Annotated in this window: 22 protein-coding genes and 1 pseudogene; 5 read left to right on the plus strand and 18 right to left on the minus strand. The window is 61.5% G+C overall.

Going from position 1 to position 23,428, the window contains the following annotated elements; genetic code table 11:
* Positions 1-119: 119 nt before the first annotated feature.
* The 3 genes from FJ527_RS29430 to FJ527_RS25035 are packed head-to-tail and all read left to right on the plus strand — an operon-like array spanning position 120 to position 1,308.
* Positions 120-269 (plus strand): hypothetical protein, encoded by a 150-nt coding sequence (locus FJ527_RS29430; RefSeq protein WP_181166477.1) that lies wholly within the window; start codon positions 120-122, stop codon positions 267-269.
* 51 nt (positions 270-320) lie between these two features.
* A complete protein-coding gene (locus tag FJ527_RS25030; RefSeq protein WP_140620249.1) occupies positions 321-542 on the plus strand; it encodes a DUF768 domain-containing protein in 222 nt (73 codons plus the stop codon).
* A 46-nt stretch (positions 543-588) separates the two neighbouring features.
* Positions 589-1,308 carry an SOS response-associated peptidase gene (locus FJ527_RS25035; RefSeq protein ID WP_140620251.1) on the plus strand — a complete coding sequence of 240 codons (720 nt, stop codon included), beginning with the start codon at positions 589-591 and terminating at the stop codon, positions 1,306-1,308.
* A gap of 242 nt (positions 1,309-1,550) precedes the next feature.
* On the opposite strand, the gene FJ527_RS25040 is transcribed toward FJ527_RS25035, so the two are convergent.
* A complete protein-coding gene (locus FJ527_RS25040; RefSeq protein ID WP_246677803.1) occupies positions 1,551-1,838 on the minus strand; it encodes a hypothetical protein in 288 nt (95 codons plus the stop codon).
* Between the two features lie 286 nt (positions 1,839-2,124).
* Between FJ527_RS25040 and FJ527_RS29725 the strand changes: the two genes are divergently transcribed.
* Positions 2,125-2,310 (plus strand): hypothetical protein, encoded by a 186-nt coding sequence (locus FJ527_RS29725; RefSeq protein ID WP_246677804.1) that lies wholly within the window; start codon positions 2,125-2,127, stop codon positions 2,308-2,310.
* A 215-nt stretch (positions 2,311-2,525) separates the two neighbouring features.
* Here FJ527_RS29725 and FJ527_RS25055 read toward each other — a convergent pair whose 3' ends face one another.
* The 13 genes from FJ527_RS25055 to FJ527_RS25115 form a co-directional block, all read right to left on the minus strand.
* On the minus strand, positions 2,526-2,834 hold the full coding sequence (locus tag FJ527_RS25055) for a hypothetical protein (protein ID WP_140824288.1): 309 nt from the start codon (positions 2,832-2,834) through the stop codon (positions 2,526-2,528).
* Between the two features lie 316 nt (positions 2,835-3,150).
* Positions 3,151-3,726, minus strand: coding sequence for a recombinase family protein (locus tag FJ527_RS25060; protein ID WP_140620261.1), 576 nt, complete (start codon positions 3,724-3,726; stop codon positions 3,151-3,153).
* Positions 3,727-4,834: 1,108 nt separating this feature from the next.
* Complete coding sequence (locus tag FJ527_RS25065) at positions 4,835-6,355, minus strand: zinc-binding dehydrogenase (RefSeq protein WP_181166478.1); 1,521 nt, start codon at positions 6,353-6,355, stop codon at positions 4,835-4,837.
* Between the two features lie 9 nt (positions 6,356-6,364).
* Positions 6,365-6,802: an SRPBCC family protein gene (locus tag FJ527_RS25070; RefSeq protein WP_140620263.1), complete on the minus strand. Its 438-nt coding sequence runs from the start codon at positions 6,800-6,802 to the stop codon at positions 6,365-6,367.
* A 36-nt stretch (positions 6,803-6,838) separates the two neighbouring features.
* The gene (locus tag FJ527_RS25075; protein WP_140620265.1) at positions 6,839-9,025 is read right to left on the minus strand and encodes a flotillin family protein; all 2,187 of its coding nucleotides are present in this window, start codon (positions 9,023-9,025) and stop codon (positions 6,839-6,841) included.
* Between the two features lie 83 nt (positions 9,026-9,108).
* A complete protein-coding gene (locus FJ527_RS25080) occupies positions 9,109-11,334 on the minus strand; it encodes an ABC transporter permease (protein WP_140824289.1) in 2,226 nt (741 codons plus the stop codon).
* Entirely contained in the window at positions 11,327-12,112 is a 786-nt protein-coding gene (locus FJ527_RS25085) for an ABC transporter ATP-binding protein (protein ID WP_140620268.1), read from the minus strand. Before FJ527_RS25085 ends, FJ527_RS25080 begins: the two co-directional genes overlap by 8 nt.
* Positions 12,113-12,135: 23 nt before the next feature.
* Positions 12,136-13,383, minus strand: coding sequence for an ABC transporter substrate-binding protein (locus tag FJ527_RS25090; protein WP_140620269.1), 1,248 nt, complete (start codon positions 13,381-13,383; stop codon positions 12,136-12,138).
* A gap of 50 nt (positions 13,384-13,433) precedes the next feature.
* Positions 13,434-14,462, minus strand: coding sequence for a branched-chain amino acid ABC transporter permease (locus tag FJ527_RS25095; RefSeq protein WP_140620271.1), 1,029 nt, complete (start codon positions 14,460-14,462; stop codon positions 13,434-13,436).
* Positions 14,459-15,460 (minus strand): branched-chain amino acid ABC transporter permease, encoded by a 1,002-nt coding sequence (locus FJ527_RS25100; protein WP_181166481.1) that lies wholly within the window; start codon positions 15,458-15,460, stop codon positions 14,459-14,461. The genes FJ527_RS25095 and FJ527_RS25100 overlap by 4 nt, the downstream gene beginning before the upstream one ends.
* 62 nt (positions 15,461-15,522) lie before the next feature.
* On the minus strand, positions 15,523-16,854 hold the full coding sequence (locus FJ527_RS25105) for an amidohydrolase family protein (RefSeq protein ID WP_140620275.1): 1,332 nt from the start codon (positions 16,852-16,854) through the stop codon (positions 15,523-15,525).
* Between the two features lie 52 nt (positions 16,855-16,906).
* Positions 16,907-17,686: an alpha/beta fold hydrolase gene (locus FJ527_RS25110; RefSeq protein ID WP_140620276.1), complete on the minus strand. Its 780-nt coding sequence runs from the start codon at positions 17,684-17,686 to the stop codon at positions 16,907-16,909.
* Positions 17,683-18,561, minus strand: a complete 879-nt coding sequence (locus FJ527_RS25115; protein WP_140620278.1) for a fumarylacetoacetate hydrolase family protein — start codon at positions 18,559-18,561, stop codon at positions 17,683-17,685. Before FJ527_RS25115 ends, FJ527_RS25110 begins: the two co-directional genes overlap by 4 nt.
* Positions 18,562-18,751: 190 nt before the next feature.
* Here FJ527_RS25115 and FJ527_RS25120 point away from each other — a divergent pair, with 190 nt between their 5' ends.
* Complete coding sequence (locus tag FJ527_RS25120; RefSeq protein ID WP_140620280.1) at positions 18,752-19,423, plus strand: FCD domain-containing protein; 672 nt, start codon at positions 18,752-18,754, stop codon at positions 19,421-19,423.
* 325 nt (positions 19,424-19,748) lie between these two features.
* Here the strand turns inward: FJ527_RS25120 and FJ527_RS25125 are convergent, their stop codons facing one another.
* The 4 genes and pseudogenes from FJ527_RS25125 to FJ527_RS29505 form a co-directional block, all read right to left on the minus strand.
* Entirely contained in the window at positions 19,749-20,666 is a 918-nt protein-coding gene (locus FJ527_RS25125) for a nucleotidyltransferase and HEPN domain-containing protein (RefSeq protein ID WP_140824290.1), read from the minus strand.
* Between the two features lie 204 nt (positions 20,667-20,870).
* A pseudogene (locus FJ527_RS25130) lies at positions 20,871-21,356 on the minus strand (AGE family epimerase/isomerase); the annotation flags it as partial.
* Between the two features lie 59 nt (positions 21,357-21,415).
* Positions 21,416-22,651, minus strand: coding sequence for a DNA ligase D (gene ligD / locus FJ527_RS25135; protein ID WP_210241267.1), 1,236 nt, complete (start codon positions 22,649-22,651; stop codon positions 21,416-21,418).
* Positions 22,584-23,318, minus strand: a complete 735-nt coding sequence (locus FJ527_RS29505; RefSeq protein ID WP_210241268.1) for a hypothetical protein — start codon at positions 23,316-23,318, stop codon at positions 22,584-22,586. Before FJ527_RS29505 ends, ligD begins: the two co-directional genes overlap by 68 nt.
* Positions 23,319-23,428: the final 110 nt, after the last annotated feature.

Genomic DNA, 23,428 nt, shown 5'->3' on the forward strand with positions numbered 1-23,428 from the left:
AGCGCCGGAGGGCCCAAATAGCTCCAAGATCATCTTTTAATCCAGACTGAGGGGAGCCGTCCGATAGTAATCTTAGCCGACGAACCAGGAAATGCGTCATCCGTACGAATGACCGTGTCGTGAGTAAGATCGGCGCGCCGCCGCCGAAAGGTCTCACGAAGGAAAAGGCCGAATGGCTAAGGCCGGGCCTCGTCGGCCGCGTGAAGTTCCTGAAGGGCGAGGAGAAGCTACGTTACGCCAAGCTGCTCGATTTCCGGGATAAGCAATAGCCAACGCGTGCCAGCCGGGAACTTAGGGGCACCCATCGCACTTATCGCCGAATGAGCACACGCGGCGTGGATTTCCTCTATCGCTGGATGAGCGAAAATATACCCGAACATGCTTCCGTCGATCCGGGCCTGATCGCTCATCTTGCCGATCAGGCCATGGCCGACGCGATCAAGGCTGGTATCCGGCCGCGTGAGATAGATGAGGAGGTCGACAGCGTCTTCGCCGTAATAGCGGAGGCTGTCAGCAATCATGAGGGTGGCGCGATCGAATAGCGGTCCCGAAGTAGACTATTGCTTTTCGGGTCCCTATCTCTGGTGCATGTGCGGACGAGTTTTCGTAAAGACTACAATCCCCGACATGGTTCGCCGCTTCGAATTCGCCCATCCTGGCGAGGTCGAACGGCTTGGCAACAGCTTTCCTCTCTGGAACGGTGCTCCGAGCCTGACCTACCCGATCATCATCCGTGAAGAGCTGTCGACCAGCATGGCCGGCTTTGTGTCGGCGCGCTGGGGCCTGGCCCCGGGATGGGCTCGGGAAGGTGACGGCCGCCCGCCGCCGGTCAACGCCCGCTGCGAGACCATTGCCAGTAATGGCTTGTTCCGCAAGGCTTACAATACGCGCCGCTGCTTGGTGCCCGTCGACGGCTATTTCGAATGGCAGAAGCTCGACGCGTCGGGGAAGAAGAAGCAGCCCTATGCTATCGCTATGAAGTCTGATGACCCCTTCGCCATGGCCGGCATATGGGAAGAGTATGCCGACAAGCTTACGGGCGAACTTGTGCGGACCTTTGCCATCGCCACCTGCGAGCCCAACGATCTGATGGCGACCATCCACGACCGCATGCCGGTGATCCTGGCGCCGGCCGAGTACATGCGCTGGCTTGGGCCGGAGCAGGACCCTCGCGAGCTGATGAAGCCCTTTCCGTCCGATCTAATGAAGATGTGGCCGATCGACAGCAAGGTCGGATCTCCGCGCAACAACACGCCCGACATCATTGATGAGATCGGTCGCGGGCCTACTGATCTGTTTGACGTCTAGGTTCCGGGCTTTGGAGGCCGCTGCCACGACACATAGGGCATCTGATCGTAGACCCTTTGCAGCCGGTTCGGTGCACTCCCGTCGGGCAACACGTGCCGTTTGAGCTCAGCCACTTTGCGCTTGAAAAACCTTGCCGGCGCCGAGACATTGCCGACACCCGAACTTCCTAAATCCTGCCAAGTACCACCTGCCCACCTACCTGAGACGGCAAGAACGTCAGGGGCATAAAATAGTTTCACCGGCTAATCCACGTCCGAGATTTTGCCGTTCGTGAGGTGCGTCTCGATTTTGCTGAGCGCCTTCCGAATGACGTCGACCGCCTGCAAGTTGACTGCGAAGTCGAAATTGCCTTCCGCCGTCTCGAAAATCAGGACGCCGATCTTCGTTTCGTCGTCCCTCAGCATGCCGATGCCAATTCCTGTGGGCATATATGGTGGTCTATCTGCCATGGTTTCCTCCTTCAGAGATAGCCTCCCCATCATCTCGGTGCTCGAAACAGAACCAATGCGGATCCTGGCGAGGCCGAGCAAAGCCGAACCCTCCGCGCTTCGCGCAACCTGTGCGCTCGCACATGTGCCTTAGCACTCTGGCACGCTCGCGCGGCACGGGCGTTATGCCGTCGGGAAGCCTGGTCGGTTCGTCGCTCATCTGCGGAAAGATTCCATAAGACCGCTTGACGGGCAAGGAATTTGTTCCTTTTCTGTTCTCATGGCGCATGATCCGATCGACACGCTGGGGAAGGCGACCCGGCACAATATGCTTGTGAAGGTGGAATGCAGTTGCGGCAATGTCCGTTACTGCAGATCGGCCGATCTCATGATGGTCTATGGCGGCGGGGTTGATCCTTTGAAGCTGAAATTCGACTGCAACCGGTGCAAGCCATCGATCAAGATCACGCTCCTTGAAGTCCATCCGGAGCACCTTCCGAAGCGTCTGATGATCCACAAGCCGATGAAGGTGGACGGCAAGATCACCTGGTACACCGAAAGGTTCAGGGGATGAGCGGTTCTTTCTCGGAGCGTTGCAAAGATGCCCGCCGGGTACCTCTGCAACCTACCTGGCGGGCCTAGGCCGTTACCTGTGGCAAGCCTTCACAACCGTCGCGGCCCGTTAAGGTGGCTGCCTAAGACGTGGTTGCCCCCACGTAACTACACAGACACCACACAGCCCACAAAGCACTGTTGCGGCGCAATGCTTTGGTTCGCCGGCTCTACAAACTACCTCTGGTCGTTGTACGGTTCCTTGGTCTGCCCGACCTGCCGCACCAACTCTGAGAAGGGCGGAACCCCGGTCTCGTCCTGCGAGAGATTGGCGAGCTGCAGCAGCCTCAACGGGAAGCGGATCGCATCCCTGTTGGCCGGCGACATGTCCTCGTATACCCGCTCTTCGCCTGTAACTGAAGCTTCAGCCTTGCGCAGTGCATCGTCAATGGCATCTATCGACAACACCCCATTGTGGACGAGCGCGTTGTTAATGGCCGCTATTGCCATCAGCAGCCCCTCGAGTTGCAGGTTGGCGACGTTCATCAGTTGCTCCGTTTGACTACGTCATTCAAACTCGATGCGTGCCAGGAGGTTCCTGCATGACGTGCTGCCAGCTATCAGCGTTCGGCCCGGAGTTGGCGCGCACACCCTCCAGGCGCTCCGGCAGAAGTGTCGGGAGCTGCCCCTTCAACGCAGCTCACCTCGGAGGTATCGCGTCGACATGCATTCCCTGGCGCGAAGGAGCATCTGCGCCGTTCAACGCGCAGATCTTGGAAGTATGCGCGACCCGCCCGCACGTCACGGCGGTGACGCTGAAGTGAGCGCGTGGAGTCCGAGGCGGGAGTCGACATGAAGGTCGTCAAAAGAACCACGCCCGGCAAGCCCACCTCACATTGCCTAATAAAATCCTATAGACCTGCATTCTGGAGCAGCCAAGTGCAGTGGCAATCGCTGCCGGTCCGTTGCCTTCCTGTTTCAGCCTCAGAACAGTGTCGCGATCCAATCGGCGTTTCCCTCCACGATATACGCCCGCTCGCTTAGCTTGCTCGATGCCGTCGCGCTGTCGCTCTTTGATGAAGCGCCGTTCCATTTGCGCGACCATGCCAAGCACGGTCAGCACGACGTGCCCCATCTCGCCACGGGTCGAGACGTGCGGATCGAGCACGGTAACGAATGCGCCTTTCAGCTCGCATTCATGAATGAGGTTAAGCACGTCGCGGGTATCGCGGCCAAGCCGGTCAAGGCGCGTAACCACCAGCTCATCCCCAGGACGAAGAAAATCCAACACCGTTGCCAGTTCGGCGCGACCGTCACGACTGCCGCCCGAAACCTTCTCCGAGCGAATGACCTCGCATCCTTCGGCTTTCAGCTTAATAAGTTGCGTATCGAGGTCTTGATCGATTGTGCTGACGCGTGCGTAACCAATGCGAGCCATTTGGTGTCACCTCAAGGTGCTAAGGCTTGATGCTACCTTGCCGCAAATAGTCGATGTCAAGCTGATCGCGCACCACATGTGAGAGCACAATACGAATGACAGTTTTGCGCCTCATCTTGGTAATTCAGCGTCGACGGTGCTGATCCCGAAAGCAGCCGAATGTTCATGCACGGCTGACAGCTCGTAAGGAGGGCTGGTTTCGGACTTTCTTGCCACACACGTGCACAGAACAACGGCTCTCCGGTCGGCACGCGTCCGAGCCAATCCACGATGACTACGTCCGGAAATAATTGGCGCTGTTTACTGGAGGGATGTTCACGTGGACTCGAACGACCACTCCCTGTGGTCCTGCCGGTGAAACGGACGCCATAGCATAGGATTCCACGATGCTCCCCGATCGATCTCATTGACAGCAAGGCCGCGGCGGAAGCCCTTGCCGATCTCGCAGACGTGCACGATATCATGCGGGGCAACATCCATCCGGCAATTTAGGCAGTGCAGGCGGTCCTGCCGAGTATAAACATTGGTGACTTTGCCCGACAAACCGTCCGTCGCGGTCCTGCCATTCGCGGACCTGATGGGTGACTCAGATCAGGATTACTTCGCTGACCGCATGGTCGACGACATCATTACCGGACTGCCGTAAGCTGGCCATCACGTCAATGGCGGGCTCTGATGATCCGTGCCTCGAAGTTGCCGGACTGTTTTCGGTCCAATCTGGACATTACTGGCAATGGACCTTGCAGCTGCGTAACCTATCATCGGCCCCGGGCGTCACATCAGGTTTTAGGCCCGAGATAACACTGTAACAAATGGCTGACCTTGGCCCAAATGTTACGCCGAGAAGGGGAGTGCCAGTGACGTCACCTAGGGGTATGCCCTGAAGTGACGGCTTTGCGCCTCATATCGGTGGTCGAAGCCCGTCTAAGCGTTCTCCAAAGCGGACCCTGCGAGCGCCAGCGGTTGGTCGGGGTTACGCCGACAGCAACCATTCGCAACGCCTTGAAATGAATGGCGGCAATAGCGACCGCCAGCTTCGTGTGACGCCGCTGCGCGGGCGGCACCGCGAAGGGCGGTGCCGCCCGTACTCCGATTGTGAAAACTTGTCTCAAACCTTTAGCACCAGCGCGCCGGTCGTTCGTCGAGACTCCAGATCGCGATGGGCCTGAGACGCTGCTGCAAGATCGTAGGGCCGTGGATGCTCGACCTTGACAACGCCCAGTCGGAGCGCGGCAAAGAACCGGTTCAATTGCGGAGCAAACTTTTGCGGTGTGTCCGTATAGTGAGCGTAGTTGGGCCGGGAGATCGTGACGGACTTCGAGGAGAACCGACCAATGTCCCAGTTGCCGACTGGGCCTGAAGCCTGGCCAAAACTAACGAGATGGCCTCGTACCCCGAGCGCTGCCAGCGACCCGCCGAAGGTGTCGTTTCCGACAGCATCATAGGCGACATCCACCCCGGCGCCGCCAGTCAATCGCATAACCGCCTCGGCGAAATTCTCTCGCGAATAGACGATGACGTGATGAGCCCCCAGCCGTTCGACGATCCGCGCCTTGTCGTTATTCGACACCGTCGCAATTACCGTCGCACCGAGATGGCGAGCCCACTGCACCAGCAATTGGCCGACGCCGCCGGCGGCGGCATGGACAAGCACAATCTCGCCCGGACGGACAACATGGACGTCGTGCAGCAGAAAACTCGCGGTGATGCCTTTGAGCAGCCCGGCGGCGGCAATGTCATCGGAGATATCATCGGAGAGTTGGACCAAAAGATCGGGCACCATGTTGCGCCGCTCGCAATAGGCGCCGACCGGTGGACATGCATAGGCGACACGGTCGCCGACAGAGAAGCCCGACACCGCCGACCCAACCGTCTCGATGACGCCGGCCGCCTCCATGCCCGGAACGCCAGGCGGCTGCAGAAGGTCGAAATAGCCGGTGCGGCAATAGACGTCGATGAAATTGACACCGATCACCGTATGGCGGATCTGCACTTCGTTCGGCGCCGGCCACGGCAGTCCGATTTCCCTGAGCCGCAGCTCTTCGGGGCCGCCATAGCGCTCGACAACGATCGCCCTGGTTGTTGCGGCCTGACCCTCAATGACCGTTGGCACGACGGGCGGCACACCTGCCGATGGCGCAGGAGCGGCAACCGCCCGGGAAGCCCTCACATCGATCGGCGAGCCGACGCTTCGCTCTCGTAGAAGATTGCGCATGGCCGCGAAGCCGGCCTGATAGATGCCTTCGGTGACCAACCTCACCAGCTCGTCGCGGCGATGCGCCGGCGGGGTGAACTCGGAGCGCCATTCCCAGAAAGTGGCATTGCCGTCGGTCACCGGCTTCAGCCGCATCGAGGCGACATAGCCCATCAGCGGCAGCGGCGCTTCGAGCAGGCAATAGCTCAGCCGCCGGTCCTTGTCGGACAGCGCCAGCAATTGCTCGCGCAATTCGCCGCCATCGTTCAGCCTGAAGTGGCGCACTGAGCCTACCGCGTCGATCGGCTCGCCGCCCTCGATCTCGCTGAAGGCAATCGCCGGATGCCAGCGGCCATGGCCGTTGAAGTCGCGCAGGATCGCCCAGACCTCGTCGACCGGTGCCTCGATGATCGTGCTCTGGCAGACCTTGACCATCGGCCGGCGTCAGCGCCCGAACCGATGTTTCAGCGCGGCCAAGGCGGTCTGGAACACGCCATGGCCGATCTGATGCATCAGGGCGGCCTCGCGATCCGGCGCGCAGTCGAACTCCGCCTGCCATTCGGCGAGCGTCAAATTGCCGTCGGTGATCGGCGTCAGCGACAAGGTGGCGACATAGTTCTCGACCGCCATCGGGCTTTCGAGGATGGCGTAGCTGCAGGATAGGTCGTAGTCGGACAGCGCCAGTAGCCTTTCGCGGACACGCCCGCCGTCCTTCAGCGTGAAACTCCGGATGCAGCCGATCTGGTCTGCCTGCGCGTTCTGCTCGATGCGGCTCTCGGCGACGAACGGCGCCCAGCTTGGCAATGCGTTGAAGTTGCGCACAAGCTTCCAGACTTCCGCCGCCGGCGCTGGAATGACCGAGGAGACATAGACCTTGGTCATTTCGAATAGCCGCCGATATTTGCCACTGCAATCCCGTCAGTGATCGCGGTCGTCATCGTCGTCCTTGGTGGGTTTGCCCTTGCCCTTCTTGTCGCGGGTCAGGCTGGCAATATCCTTGGCGTCGCGCAGCACATCGGTCATGCGGCCAAGCGAGCCGCCCTCGATGCCGATCTCCTTCATCAGATTGTCGATGATCGGCGCCTGCACGCGGTAGCGCAGCGCGGAATCGATAACCTCGTCGGTGACGTTGCGGTTGCCGCCAGTGCCACCGTTGAGGCCGTCGACATGCAGGATCTTGATGCCGTCGATCTTCTCCATCGGCTTGACGCTTTCGCGGATGATGCCTTCCATGTGGTCGAGCAGCTTGCCGCGCAGGCGCCCGGCCCTCGCGCCTTCGGAAAGGATGTTCTCGGCCTCGTTGAGTTGGCGGTGGCCAGCGGCATCGACCTCGTAGCGCTGGGCGGCGGCAAGGGCGTGGATCTTCTCCGATTCGGCCGAAGCGACGGCGGCGATCTTCTGCGCCTCGGCCAGACTCTTCGCCGCCTTCATCTCGGCGTCCGCTGCGGATGTGATGCGCAGCGCCTCGCGTTCGGCCTCGCGCTGCGCACCGATCAGGTCGGTCAGCTTGCGACGCTCGGCGATCTCGCGTTCGCGGGCGGTGAAGGCCTGCTCCTCGGCCTGGACGGCCTTGGCGCGCACGGCTTCGGAAGCGGCGATGGCGGAGGAACGCTCCTGCGTCTTCTTGGCGATGTCGATCGCCTTCTGGATCTCGGCGATCTCGATCTTCTGGTCACGGTCGACGCCGAGCTGCCTGATGTCGCGATCCTTAATCAGCCGCGCTTCCTCGATGCCGCGCTCGGTGGTGATGCGGGCGCGTTCGACCTCTTCGCCGGCCGAAATCTCGGCCTCCTCGAAGGCCTGGCGCTTCGCGATCTGCAGTGCTTCGAGATGACGCTCCCTTGCGATCCTGACCTCGTCGATGGCACGGTCCTGCGCGATGCGCGCCGTCTCGGTCGCCTGGTTCTCGATGATCTCGGAACGACGCTTTTCCGCCTCGGCCCGGGTCACCTGCAGCGCCTTTTCGGCGAGGGCGATCTGGCGCTCCAGCTCGGCGACTTCGAGCAATTTCTTGCGCTCGATCTCGAGCTGGCTCTGCGTGCCCTCGCGCTCGATGCGGGCCTTCTCCAGCGACAGTTCGAGCGCGATCTGCTCGCGCTCGGTCAGCTCGCGCATCTTCATCTCGGTTTCGTCGAGCGAACGGCGGCGCGCGATCTCGCGGCGCTGCGTGTCTTCCTCGCTCTTGATGCGCTCCTCGGTGATGTTGCGCTCCTGGTTGAGCCGCGATTTCTCGACCGCCTCGCGCGACGAAAGCTGTGCCTGCTCAGATTCCTGGTCGCGTAGCGCCCGATCGATGGCCAATTCCGAACGTTGCGCGGCGCGGCGGATCTCGACCTCGCGCTCCTGTTCGAGGCGCGCATATTCGCTGTCGCGGTCGATCTCCAGCACCTTGCGTTGGGTATCGAGGTTCTGGTTGCGGATATCGACCAGCGTGCGCTGCTCGATCTCGTTGCGCATGCGGCGCCGGGTCTCGATCGATTCCGTCAGCTGGGTCAGGCCTTCGGCGTCGAAGGCGTTGGACGGGTCGAAATATTCGAGGCTGGTCTGGTCTAGATCGACGATGGCGACGCTTTCGAGTTCCAGGCCGTTGGCGGCAAGCGACTCCTCGGCCAGCCTTCGCACCTTGGCGGCGTAGTCGCCGCGCAGTTCATGCATTTCTTCCAGCGTCATCTGGGCTGCGACTGTGCGCAAGGCACCCGCGAACTTGCCTTCCAGCAATTCACGCAGGCTGTCGGGCTGCAGCGTGCGGCGGCCAAGTGTCTGCGCGGCGGCGGCAACCAACTCGCGGCTGGCGCCGACACGGACGAAGAACTCGGCGATCAGGTCGACGCGCATGCGGTTCCTGGTGATCAGCGCATGCCCATCTTCGCGGCGCACCTCGATCCGCAGGACGTTCATGTTGACCGGGGTGATCTCGTGCAGCACCGGAATGACGAAGGCGCCGCCATTGACCACCACCTTCTCGCCCAGGAAGCCGGTGCGCACGAACGCCGTCTCCTTGGTCGAGCGGCGATAGAGCCAGCGCAAGATATAGACCGCGATCACCACGACGACTGCGGCAACGATCAGCCACAACAGGAAAGCGCCAAAGGTCTGCGCGTCCATGATCTATCCTCCCCAAGACAATGCGGCCGGCGCGAGGCGACCGATTTCAAACATCCACCCGCAGGGTGGCGAAGTCCAATTCCTCATGCCCGCCTCTGCAGCTTCGGCGTGATCGCGTGGAACGCGGAGATCACCGCATCGACGAAAAGCGTGTCATTGATGTTGGCCCGTACCCGCTCGACATGACGTTGTGGCGTCTGGCGGACCGTCTTCTCGATCGCCTCGAACAAAGCATTGTCGGCTTCCGGGTCGTGAAAGGGCTGGCCTGGCGCATCGAGCATCGAAACGCCGCCTTCAGGCAGCAGGAAGCGAACCGGGCCGTTCATGGCGTTGAGCCGCGCGCCGATCCATTCGCCGAATGCCCGGTTCTCGTCGCGCGTGGTGCGCATCAAGGTGACATTGGGATTATGGATGACGAATTTGCGGCTGCGGAATTTCTCGGGCGCGCTGTCGCGCGGCCCGAAATTGACCATGTCGAGCGCGCCAGTGGAGCCGACATAGGGTAGCCCGGTGCGGATCGCCGCGCCGAAACGATCCTGGGTCGCAGGGAAGACGCCACCGACAATCATGTCGGCCACCTCCGTGGTGGTGAGGTCGAGGAAGGCCGAAATCAGCCGCGAGTCGCCAAGGTTTTCCATAGCTCGCCCGCCTATGCCGGTGGCGTGAAAGACGAGGCAGTCATAATCCGCTTCAAGTCGTTTCGTCACCGCTTGCACCAGAGGCGTGGTGACGCCGAACATGGTGATGCCGACGGCCGGGCGTGCCAGCTTGCGCCTGGCTTCCCACGCTTCGGCGTTGGGCAGTTGCGCGACCATGCCGGCCATGGCGTGCGCGGCATTGGACAGCACCTGCTCGGTGATCGAATTCAACCCTTGCACATCGGCGACCGAGTGAAACATCATGATGTCGGCGCCGCCGACATATTTGCCGACGTCACCGGCAGCCACCGTCGAGACCATCAGCTTGGGGATGCCGACCGGCAGCACGCGCATGCCCGCCGTCGCCAGCGTGGTGCCGCCGGAACCGCCTGCCGAGATGACACCGCCGATACGAGGCTCGCGCTGGATCCAGCGCGCGAAGGCGTCGGCCATGGCGCTGACCGAGCCGCCGCGATCGTTGGTGAAGACGGCCGACGATCCCCGCGCGTGCATGCCGGCCACCTGCATCGCCGGCACATCGGCGCATGTCGGTTTGCCCGACGTCGACAGATCGACGGTGCGAACCGAGATGCCGAGCGACTTCAGCCGGTCGGCGACAAACCGCAATTCTTTGCCTTTGGTGTCGAAGGTGCCGACGACCAGAACGGTCCTGCCAAAACGCTCGGCGAAGGGGATGGAGAAGACCTTCTTCAGCTCGTCTTGCGGTGCTGCCTTCTCGACCGCCGCTTGCCGCAATTCAGTGACCGGCACATTCCAGCGATTGGGCAATTCGGTGACCGGGCGATAGACGCCATTGCGAGGCTCCGGCTCGGCCGAGCCGTTGGCCGTCCGGTCGATGCGATAGACTTCGGCCAGTTGTTCCTTGGCCTGCGCGGACTCCACCGGCGTGACGGGTGCGTCTTCGGCATGGCGGCCGACGCCGAGCAGCCGCTGCTGCAGCTCGCGATCGGCGGAAAGCGCCTTTGCTTCCATCAACCGGTTGACGCGGCCATTGACCATGATAGCGACCTGGTTCGACACCGCTGTGGCCACGCCGATATTCTGTTCGATGACGAGGATTGCCATCTCGCCCTCGGCGGCGAGCTCGACGAGCATCCGTTCGACCTGGTCGACGACAACAGGCGCCAGGCCTTCGGTTGGCTCGTCCATGACCAGCAATTTGGGATTGCTGAGCAAGGCGCGCGAGATGGCCAGCATCTGCTGTTCGCCGCCCGACAATTGCGAGCCGCCATTGCCTCGGCGTTCGGCCAGGCGTGGAAACGTCTGGTAGACGCGCTCGACCGTCCAACTGGCATCGCGGCTGTTGCCGGCCGCGAGACGCAGATGCTCGTCGACCGTAAGGCTCGGCCAGACCCGGCGCCCTTGCGGCACATAGCCGACGCCGAGACGATGGATTTCGTGCGGCTCGAGCGATGTGATCTCACGGCCATCGACACGGATCGAACCGGACTTCGCCCGTCTCAGGCCGACAATGGTGTTGCAGAGCGTCGATTTGCCCATGCCATTGCGGCCGACCACCGACAGCACACCGCCTTCCAGCGTCAGCGAAACGCCCTGCAGCGCATGGCTTTCGCCGTAGAAGACCTGCAGGTCGTCTATCCGGAGGATCGCCCTGACGGTTTTAGGGGACGAGGCCTGGCGCTCAGCCATGCTTGCCTCCGAGATAGATCTCCTGGACTTCCGGATCGGCTTCGATCTCTCGCGGCGTGCCTTCCTTGAACAGGCGGCCATTGTGCATCATCGAAACATATTCCGAGACGCGCAGCGCCACATCGAGATCGTGCTCGATGATGATGTAGCCGATGTGTTTAGGCAGCGCGTTCAGGATGGCGACGAGGTCGCGGCGTTCGGTCGGCGACAGACCCGCCGCCGGCTCGTCGAACAGGATGAAGCGCGGTGCACCGGCGAGCGCCAGCGCGATCTCCAGTTGGCGCTGCTGGCCATGGCTCAGCGTCGCCACCAGCGTGTCGCGATAGGCTTCCAGATGCACGGCGTTAAGGATCGATTCAGTCTGCACCATGTTGACGTCAGATATGGCCGGGCGCAGCAGCGAAAAGCGCCGGCGCGAGACGCCGCGGCAGGCGAGGAAAATCGAATCGAGGACCGACAGGCCCTTGAACAGCTGCGATATCTGATAGGTGCGCCGCAGGCCGCGCCGGATGCGCTCATGCGGCGGCAGATCCGTGATGTCCTCGCCGAAGAAACGGATGCGCCCCGACGTCGGCATGAAGTCGCCGCTGACGGCGTTGAACAATGTCGTCTTGCCGGCGCCGTTGGAACCGAGTACCGCGCGCCGTTCGCCGGCCGCGATCCTCATATTAATGCCCGAGAGCGCCACCAGCGCCCCGAAATGCCGCGCCACGCCATCGAGCTCCAGCGCATAGGCGCCGGAGCTCTGGACACGATTCGCAACGAGGCTTTCGGTCACTGGCGGCTACTCGAAAGTCGCGATCACGGACAGCTTGGATTGTCGCGGCTGACCGCGCCAAGCTTGGTGAACTCGTCCTCGGGAATGCCGAGCGTCTGGTTCACCTGCGGCACGACCTTGATCAGTTTGTTGAGCAGCGTGCCGTCAGCGCCTTCCGTCACTTCGGTCAGGAAGATGTCGGCGATGGCGTTGCGGTTCTTGTCGAGCGACACCTTGCCGGTCGGCGTTTCGAAGGACAGCGTCGACAGCGTGTCGCGCAGCTTGGTTCCGCCGTCGGACACATCGCCGCCAACCTTGTCGAGCCCAAGCAGTGCCGCCTTCATGTTGATGTAATAGGCGTGCGCGAACAGCGAAGGCGACGGGAACGCACCCGGCTGCTTCTTATAGGCATCGACAAAGGTCTTCCAGGCGGGAGAGTCGTTGGTGTCGGCGGTTGGGCCGGCCGAAGGCGTGCCCTTCAGCACATCCTTCAGCTTTCCCTTCGAGGTCAGCACCGTCTGGTCGACGGTGATCGAACCGCCGATCAGCGGAGCCGCGCCGCCGGACTGCTGGTACTGCGTCAGGAAGTTGACCGCGTCCGCGCCGCCAAGCGCGACATAGATCGCATCGACATTGTCGGGAATGGCCGCGATGACGGAGGAGAAGTCCTTGTTGCCGATCGGCACCCAGGACTTCGACGGCACATGGCCGCCGGCCTTGCAGAATTCGGCCATGAAGCCGAACACCTGCGTGTAGGGGAAGGAATAATCCTCGGCGACGGTGGCGACGTTCCTGTAGCCCTTTTCTTTGAAAGCGTAGGTGCCAAGGCCGGCCATCCATTGCGCACCGTCGGTTCCGAAGCGGAAGAAGTTCGGCGCAGGATTGCGGAAGGTGGTGTCCTGCGCGGCCGAAGCGCCGTTCAGGAAGGTCACGCCGGGCTGGGTCTTGGCGTAGTCCTTGACGGCCAGGCCCTCGTCACCCGAAAGCGGGCCGATCAGGACCTTGACACCATCCTGTTCGACCAGCTTGCGCGCGGCACGCACCGCGCTGTCGGGCGAGGCGTCGGACGAGCCCTTGACGATCTCGATCTTCTTGCCGGCGACCATGCCCTTCACCTCTTCGACCGCGGTCATCGCACCGCGTTCGCCATCCTCGCCGAGCACCGTGAACGGCCCCTCGAACGTGGCAAGCAGGCCGATCTTGATGCTGTCGTCGGCGGCGAGCGCCATCGATGGGGCGGTCAGCCCGGTGAACACCGCGAGCGCCAGCAACGTACGTCTATGCATCCTCATGATTTTCCTCCCTTTTGATTTCGTTTGCAGTGGTTCATCCGCCCCGGCACTCATGGCCCGGGACGCAAGGACTCCTGGGCAAGATGTGGCTTGATCCTCCCCCACAACCCAAGAATTCCATCTGGTGAGACAAAGACGATCACCAGGAACACCATGCCGATCAGCGTGTTGAAGCGCTCGGCGCCAACGATGTCGAGGGCGAAGGTCTGCATCAGGACGACGACGACCGCGCCCAGAAACGGCCCGATCGGATGACGCAGGCCACCAATGACGGCGATGATCAAAACGTCGATCGCGGCATCGACGCCGATGGTGCCGGGCGAAACGCGGCCGTTGAACCAGACCAGCAGAACACCCGCCAGCCCGGCAATTATTCCGGCCAGCAGCCAAGCTAAGACCTTGTGCGCGGTGACGTGGTAACCAAGCGCCCACATGCGCCGGGGGTTGTCGCGGATCGCCTGCAAGGTCATGCCGAAGGTCGAGCGCGAGCCGTAGAGCACCGCTCCATAGGACAGCACCGCGAGGCCAAGGCAGAGATAGTAGAAAGGCTTGGGGTCGCGCCAGTTGATGCTCCAGAAGGCCGGCGCGCGGATGCCGGCATACCCGGAATGGCCGTTGAAGATGGCGTAGTTCTGCTGCGCGAAATAGAAGGTCGCGGTGGCGATCGCCAGCGTGATCATGATGGTGTAGATGCCCTCGGTGCGCACCGAGATCCAGCCGATCAGCGCCGATGCCAGGGCCGCCGTCGCGACCGCGAACGGCACGGCCAGCCACCACGGCCAGCCGAAGCCGAGAATGTTGGAGTTGTTGTTGCCCAGGATGGCGATGGCATAGGCCGATATGCCGGCAACCGTGATCTGTGCCAGGCTGACCATGCCGCCATAGCCGGCAAGCAGCATCAACGACAGGCCGATCATGCCGAAGATCAAGGAATAGCCGCCGATCTGCGTCAGGAAGAAATCCGAGGCCACCAGCGGATAGAGCACCAGTGCGACGGCAAGGATGATGTGGCTGGCGCCAAGCTTCTCCAGCCAGTTCTGTTGCGGGGTCGCGCCAACGGGAGCGATGGCCAGGCTCATCGGGCCTTCCCCATGATGCCTTGCGGCCGGATCGCCAGCGTCACCACCATGATGACGAAGGTGAGCACGACGCCGTAGGTCGGGAAGTAGACAAGGCCGATCTGTTCGGCGAGACCGATCAGCAGCGCGCCGATGGCGGCACCCGTGATCGAGCCCATGCCGCCGACGATGACCACGACCAGCGAGGCCAGGAGATAACGAACATCTTCACCCGGCGCGACGGACAGAGCCGAACCGCCGACGACGCCGGCAAAGCCGGCGAGGCCCGCGCCAACGGCAAAGACGATGGCAAACACGGCATGCACGTTGACGCCGGATGCCTGCAGCATGGCGCGGTCGTCGACGCCGGCGCGGATCATCATGCCGACGCGGGTCTTGTGCAGCATCAGCCAGAGCCCGACGCCGATGACGATCGCCGCCGCCAGGACAACGACGCGGTAGAGCGGATAGGTGAGGAGCACCGAGGCGCCATCCGAGCGCACGGCGGTGATCACGGGCAATGTCAGCGCGCCATCGAGCCACTCCGGCGTGGTGATCTGATAGGTGCCGCCGGCCCACACAGCCAGCATCAGGTCGGCGGCAACGATCGAGATGCCGATCGAGACCAGAGTCTGCCGGAGATCGTCGCCCTCGAGGCGGCGAAACACAAAAACCTGCATCACGAGGCCAACCACCGCCAGGGCGGCGAAACCAGCGGCGACGCCAAGCAGCCAGTACCCGGTTCGGCTGGTGACCTCGTAGCCGATATAGGCGCCGAGCAGATAGAGCGAGCCATGCGCGAGATTGACGTTGCGCATCAGCCCAAAAATCAGCGTGAAGCCGCTGGCGACCAGGAAATACAGGCCGGCCAGCGTGATGCCATTGAGGATGGCGCTGACGAAGGCCTTCTTCGAGATCAGGATGGCGTTCAGCCAATCCGGCCAGACGGCGAAGACCAGCCATGCCAGCACGGCGCCGGCAAGCAGGCCGACCACACCCCAGACCTGCCCATGCGTCATCCCGCCATTCGCTATCGACGGCGAGGACAGCTGGGACGGCGAGGATGGCCGGTCGAGCAGACTCATGCGGTCAGCCGCCGGCGCTGCTCGTTCAAACGCGGCGCCTTGTGAAACTTGCCGTCTTTCATGATGGCAAGGATGCGGTTCCTGTCCTGCAGGATGCGAACGTCGGAGATCGGATCGCCGTCAACCAGCAGCACGTCGGCGAGGTAGCCTTCCTTGATCATGCCGAGCTCGTCGCCCATGTTCATTATCTGGCCGCCATATTTGGTGCCGGCCTGGATCGCTTCCATCGGCGAGAAGCCGAGCATCTCGACGAAGGTCTGGATGTCCTTGGCGTTGGTGCCTTGCGGCGTCCAGGCAAAGCCGTAGTCGCCACCAATGCAGACACGAATGCCGCGCCGGTGCATCTTCTTCATCGTGTCGACGCACATCTCGAGTTCGCGCTCATATTCGAGCGACAGCGGTGAGCCCGGTTTGATGCCCCATTGCTCGGCATGGCGCGCGGTGTTGATCAGCCAGGCGATGCCGGGCGCGACAAAGTGCTTGTCCTTGACAGCCTCGAGCATGTCGAGCGCTTCCTCATCGGCGAAGGAGGCATGGTAGATGTTCTGGATGCCGTGGCGGACACACTGCTTGACCGAGCCGGACGAGCGCGCATGCGCCGACAGCACCTTGTTACGGCAGCGCGCCTCGGAAGCGGCCATGGCGACTTCTTCCTCCGACATCGGCGTCTCCTCGGCGCCCATGCCGGTGATGCTTTCCCCCGACAGGTTCAGCTTGATGGAATCGACGCCGTATTTGATCAGCTGGCGCACGGTACGGCGGATTTCCTCCGGGCCGGAGACGACCAGGCCGAGGTTCAGACCCTCATGCGGAATGTGCGAGGGCGAGGAATCGCCGAGACCGCCGACCGTGGTTATCTCGGGTCCGGCGGCGAGATAGCGCGGTCCGGGGAAGCGGCCCTGGTTGATGAATTTCTTGGCGACCACGTCAAGGCGCGGCTTGGCGGCGGCGGCACCCCGGCCAGCGGTGAAGCCGGCATCGAGCACCAGCTTGGCCATCTCCATCGTGACCAGCATATGCTCCTCGACCTCCATCATCTGGATGGGGTCGATGCCTGGCGCATTGTTCCACGACAGATGCAGATGCGCGTCGATCATTCCCGGCATCAGCGTCGCGCCCATGCCGTCGATCACGGTTGCACCGCCATTGTAGGACGAGGACGACGAGGACGAACCGTAGCGCGACGAGCCCTTGGTGATCTGCTTGATACGGTTGCCCTGCACCAGCACCTCGCCGGTGTAGGGATATTCACCCGTGGCGTCGAGCACGCGCACGTTGGTGAACAGCGTGCTGCCCGAACCGTTGCCGTTCCAGCTGTCGTCTGCCATCACAAGCCTCCCAACTTGCCGAGCGCATAAGTCTACGCTCGATCGGAAATTCTCACCTATCAACCCGTCTTAAAAAATCGGCCAGTTTCTGGCTGCTTTCGCGCGGGTTTTCCACCGTCGCCCAGTGTCCGCACCGATCCAGTGACGAGAATACGGCGCCCTTGATCTTATCGGCAAGCGCCTGTCCGACACCGGGCGGATTGACGGTGTCTGCGTCGCCGGTGACGAGCAGCGTCGGCGCTGCTATGCGGCGTGCGTCGACAGCGGTCGCCTTGGCCAGCGCCTCGCAGGTACGGGCATAGGATTCCGGGTCCTGGCGCGTGATCGATTCCCGCACAAAGGCGACGGCGGCCGGCGAGGTTTCCCTCGTATGCGCCGAAATCGCGTTGGCGACGATCTGGTCGGCGATATCGGCAATGCCGCCCGAGCGTGCCAGTTGCGCGCGTTTGGCGAGGCCTTGCCGTGTCCCTTCGACGGGCTCGGCCAATGCACCAAACAGCGCCAGAGAGGCGACAAGCGAAGTTTGCGTCGCCGCGATATGCTGGCAAACGATGGTGCCCATGGAATGGCCGACGAAATGCGCAGAGGTGGCACCCATGCCGGCCATGGCGCGGATGACCGCCTCGCTCATCCCTTCAACGGTGAGCGGTTCGATCGGCCGCGGCGAACGGCCCGAACCCGGCAGGTCGAGCCGGATGACGCGATAGCCCGACAGCGCCGCCATCTGCGGCTGGAACATGTTCGACGTGCCGCCAAGGCCGTGGATCATCACCACGGCAGGGCCTTCGCCGACCACCTCGGCGACGATATGACCAACTGTCACCGTGGTCATCGAGTATGCTCCACAAAGCGGTTTTCCAGCGTACCGATGCCATCGATCTCGATGCGCACGACGTCACCGGCCTTGAGGTATTTCGGCGGATCAAAACCGATGCCGACGCCGACCGGCGTGCCTGTGGCGATGATGTCGCCTGGCTTCAGCGTGATGCCTTGCGACAGCGTGGCGATGATGGTCGGGATGTCGAAGATGAGCAGCGATATCTGCGAATTCTGGCGCAGGTCCTCATTGACGAAACAGCGGATGCCGGTGGTCGCCAGATCGAGTTCGTCTCGGGTCACAGCCCAAGGCCCCATCGGACAGAACGTGTCCTGCGATTTGCCGATCAGCCACTGGCTGTATTTGCCCTGCAGGTCGCGCGCCGTGACGTCGTTGACGATGGTGTAGCCCCAGACATGGTCGAGCGCATCTTCCCTGGAGATGCCGCGCCCGCCCTTGCCGATGATGACGGCCAGCTCCGCCTCGTAATCGATGGCCGTCGAGACCGAGGAGTCGATCAACACATCGGCATGGTTGGCCACGACCGATTCAGGCACTTTGGAAAAGATGATCGGGTGTTTCGGTATCGCTCCAGCGCCGGCGCTGGAATCGAAACCACTGCGGGCAAACTCGTGCGCATGTTCATGATAGTTCTTGCCAACGCAGAAGATGTTTCGCGAAGGCAAGGGGATGGGGGCTTCAATATCGACCTGCGGCAGCGGAATGGCCGAAAGCGTGCGCGGCACACCGGCGTCGTTTCGCTCGATTAGCGCCAGGATGCCGTTCCTCGCCTGATCGACGGCGAAATCGAATGGTGCGACGGTCTGGGCATCAAGATCGACAAGGCCTACGCGACGTTCGCCGGCGATCGAAAATGTCGCGACCCGCATTCGATTCCTCCCTGAACCTTTTCTGAACCAATATCCGCTCTTTCGTTACACGCTACCGCCGATTGGTTCACGCTGCAAGAGGGTTTCTGCTCACCACTCAACAAAACAATCCCGTGTCTGGGCACTGGACCGAATGGCAATCAATCGATAACATTGGTCCAACATTGGATCAGGTAAAAGCCATCATCGAATGCCGAAGCTCGTCGCCAACGATATCGCCACAATGCTCAAGAAGCGGATTTCCTCCGGCGAGTGGATTGAGGACGGCCGCATGCCGCCCGAGCGTGACCTTGCCGCCGAATTCGGCGTCGCGCGCAACACGGTGCGCCGTGCTGTCGGCTTCTTGGAGGACGACGGAACAGTCGTGCGGCATGTCGGGCGGGGCACCTTTCTGACCGCGACGAACCCCACGTCAATCGCATCAATGGTCGCACGAATGGAAGGCATCAGCCCGGCTGACATGATGGAGATCAGGCAGTTGCTCGAACCAGCAGCGGCAGCCTTTGCCGCGACCAACGCAAGTGCTGCGGAACTGAACGCGGTTCGCGAAGCCCATCAGACAGCACGCGAGGCCCAGGACATGCCAGATTTCGAGCATTGGGACGCCGAATTCCATCATCGGGTGTTTGCGTGCTGCCGTAATGATTTCCTCAAAGAGATTCACAATCTCATGCGCGCCATTCGTAACCAGTCACCCTGGTTCGAAATGAAGAGGCGCTCATTCTCGGAGGAACGGCGTCAGGTGTATTGCCGAGAACATCAGGCCATTTTGGAAGCGTTGTTACACCGCGATCCGGAAGGCGCGAAGATGGCGATGCTCGGGCACCTCAAGACAGTCGAGAAGAACTTATTGGGCAGGTGATCAATCGGGCTGCCCTACTTTGGGGTGTGTTCTAAACCTCCTTCCGCATCATTTCGAGGCGTCGGTCAAAAGCTGACAGCACTAAACGTCAGTCATGAACCAGATAGAGACGAAACGCATGTCGACTCGAACGTCCGCTTCCGCCACGCTTGCGCCGAAACCTGCCTGACCGGAATCGGCCCGTTGCGGCCATTTCTGAACTCCCACACTTTGGCTTTTCCAGCGCTAAACTGGCCTTGGCGATGAATGGAAACGTTCAGATGTTCCCGGTCTGTGCTCGAAAAGTCGCATAAAAAGGCAGTCTGGAATTGAGACTGCCTTGCTCTCAACCCTGAGCTGCGGTGCCTGCTTCGTTTTTCAACTTTTCAAGGCGGGATCGGCAGATCGGTTCAATCCGATCGATAAGATCATCGACGCGCTCTGCGAGCCACTCTAGAGCTTCTCGCGTGATGTCGAAGTGCCTCGAATAGCGTGCCTTCACATAGGCCTCGTTGATTATGTTGAACCAGGCGACGAATCGCTGCTGGTCACGAGGCCATACGTCGGCTAGCTGCTGGGACTGGTCCTCGGCAAGGCTTCGAAGAAACTTGATGTTGTGCGATGCAGGGCTGTAGTTCGTTGATACGAGTAACAACGCTGCGTAGGCCTGTTCGATTGATTGATGAAGAAGAAAGGCCGCTTCTTTGAGATTGGATTCCCGAAGGAGAAATCCTGCGGTTTTTGCGAACACCCGAGCGTGTGGCAATCTGTCATTGAGGTATTCAGTTGCTAGCCGGAGGGCATCGGCCGGCTTTGCCGGGATTGGGTTAGTGAGCGGCTCGTCGTCAAGCTCGTAGAGCACGATTCCTTCGCGGCGAATGTCGACGAAGAAGTACTGGCCTTCCTTAAGCGCCGAGTTCACTTCCCGGCGCGAGTGCACGATGAAGCTGACGGGCGTATTGATCTCACGCATCAAACGGTCGGCTGCAGGCTGCCAATAGCTGGCGAAGTCGGTCAGCTTTCGATTGTTGACCACCACCAGCAGATCGTAATCGGAACGGTAGCCCTTCTTGGTATGCGGCTCGTCGACCCAGCCGCCGCGGGCATAGGATCCAAAGAGTATGATCTTCAGAATGCGCCCGCGCTTCTTGAAATTGGCGGTTCCTCCTCTCACAGCGTCATCGAACTCCCGAAGCAGTAGCTCGACTGCCTTTTTGAGCTCACGCTGCTTCGGGGGAGGAAGGTGGTCGATGCTGGATTTCATGAACAATGATCTACCGCCCATATGGCATTGATAGGCAAGGCCAAGCCTTCGTTCTGTAATTAGCTCCTTCCGGCCGCGCCAAGCAACGTAAAAGTTGTTGCAAAAATATAAACATGGTCGTCCAGAGGAGTTGTAAGTCGGTACAGAGTAAAGGCGGCATGGTCCTGATTCGAGTCATAGCCGCCTCGGTGAGTCGCGGTACCGCTAAGAATTCCTGGTTGAGAGAGCGTCGTATCGTTTGCGGATCACGTTTGTTAGGCTCCCTTGCGCGGGATAGAGCGGTATCAGGCAAGCCTGCAGTGCGTGGTACAAGTCGGCCTTGCCGACAAACAGCGAATGCGCCGGCTGCAGTCCCTCATCCAGCTCCTCGAACCATCCGCCATGCTCGCGGTCTATATAGGTCTCGGCGATGGTATTCCAGATGCGCCGGCACCATTGTTCATGGAAGGCCCTCGGGCGGTGCTCGACAAGGAAGGAGGCCGCGCCCGCGGCCTCGGCGATCGGCCACCAGGGCTTGAACCGGAATGCCGGCTTGTCGGCCCAGTCCAGCGTGTAGAAGAAGCCGCCCTTAGCTTCATCCCATCCCAATTCCACTGAGCGCCGGAACAGCGTCTCCGCAGCCTCTGGCATCCAGTCCTGCTTCTTGCCGCCCAGCACCCACAATTACAGGATCAGCCTGGCCCATTTCCAGCCGCTGCATCAGCACCGGCAGGCGGCCGTTGACGTTGTACGTCGCGATCTTCATGGCGTTATAGATCCGGGAGGAACTGATCGGCCCGGCCCCATCCCGCGAGGGCCTTCGATGCGGCGCGCTTCTTCAACTCGGGCGCATCGCCGACATGGAAATGGGAGGGCGCATCGATTGTCTTCATCTCCGCCCAGGTGACCGGTGCCGCGACCGGGGCTCCTGGCCGCGACCTAGCGCTATAAGGCATGATCGCCGTTGCGCCGCGCTGGTTGCGCAGATAGTCGACGAAGATACGTCCCTTGCGTTTGGCCTTCGACAACACGGCCGTAAAGTGGGTAGGGTCGCTCTGCGCGACCGCCTGTGCAAGGCCTGAGGCGAAGCCCTTCACCTCAGGCCATTCAGCTCGCGGCGTGAGCGGCGCGATTACATGCACGCCCTTGCCGCCCGTCAGCATCGGGAAGGTGGTCAACCCAAGGGATTTCAGCATGTCGCGGAACTGGAATGCGGCAGCGCGAACCGTCTCGAAATCCAATCCCTCGTCCGGGTCCAGGTCAAAGACAAGGCGGTCGGCCTTCTCGACGTCTTCGATGCGCGCTCCCCATCCGTGGAACTCGATCGTTCCCATCTGGACACAGGTCACAAGCCCCTCGGCGTCGTCGACGTAAAGATAGGGCTCATCGTGACCATCCTTTTCGGTGATCCCGACGTGATGAACCTTGTCGCCGAAGCTGCCGGCGTCATGCTTTTGAAAAAAACATTTCTTTGCTCGGCCCTGCGGGCAGCGGACAAGACTGATCGGCCTGCTGCCGGCCCAGGGAAGCATGATCGCGGCGTCGGTGTAATGATCGGCAAGCTGACCCTTGGTGATGTTGGATTCAGGGTAGATCACGCGGCCGCGATTGCTAATCGCGATCGTTGTCGTTGTCGTTGTCGGCGGCGGCAGTGTCGCTGTGCGGTGTTCCGTCTCGAGCACGACCGCTTCCGGTTTCTTGTCCTCACGCAGGCCCACATAGCTTGGATGACGCAGTGTTCCTTCATTGGTCATCTCGGTGAAGGCGATCTCGGCGACAAGCCTGGGACGCAGCCAGTGCGCGCCGCGAACCTCCGCCCGCGGCGCTTCGACCGTGGCGGCCTTCTGCTCGAGTGGCGCCATGGTCTTCATCAGACGGGCCATCTCGGCAGCATCGAAACCGGTCCCGACCTTGCCGGCATAGCGCAGCTTTCCGCCATCATGGACCCCAAGGATCAGCGATCGAAAGGCGCGATCCTTGTCTGACGGGGTCCAGCCGACGAGCACGAATTCCTGAGTTGATGCACTTGATCTTCAGCCAGCTTCCATCGCGGGCGCCAACATAGTCCGAATCCGCCAGCTTCGAGATGACCCCCTCGAGGCCGGCGCCGCAGAAGCGGTTCAGCAATTCTTCCCCCCGGCCCTGGATATGATCGGAGTAGCGAAGGATGGGGCTCTTCGTCGGGAGGATTGTCTCCAGTTTCTCCTTGCGCTCCAGAAGCGGCAGCCTCGTTAGGTCTTCCCCGTCGAGTTGGAGCAGGTCGAAGGCATAAAAATCGATGCTCGCGGGAGAAGCCTTCAACGCGTTCTGCAGCGCCTGGAAACTGGATCGTCCCTCGGTGTCGATGACGACGGCCTCACCGTCGATGAGGGCGGAGCGAACGTTAAGCCTGCGTGCCTCGGCCAGGATCGAGGGAAAGCGGTCCGACCAGTCCAGACCGGAGCGCGTATAGGCGCGCGCCTCGCAGTCGCCCACAGCGACAAGAATACGGTAACCATCGTATTTCATTTCGTGGATCCAGCGGTCGCCGGAAGGAACCGTGTCCACCAGTTTTGCGAGCTGGACCGGCCGGAATGCCGGCGGCGCGAGTTTGGCTGCGCCGTCGGACGCCGGCTTCGCACCGGGAGATAGAGATCCTTTGATTGTGGGCCGACGCAAAGCTGACTTGCTCACTTGAGTTGACCTTGTTCAGACAGAACTGTGCGATGCGTCATTCCGAATACCCAGCTTATTTTCGGTTTCTCCGCCGCGCCATTAAGCATGTCGCGATCGTTGCCGACTCG

The organism is Mesorhizobium sp. B2-4-18 (assembly GCF_006441385.1).
Classification (GTDB): domain Bacteria; phylum Pseudomonadota; class Alphaproteobacteria; order Rhizobiales; family Rhizobiaceae; genus Mesorhizobium; species Mesorhizobium australicum.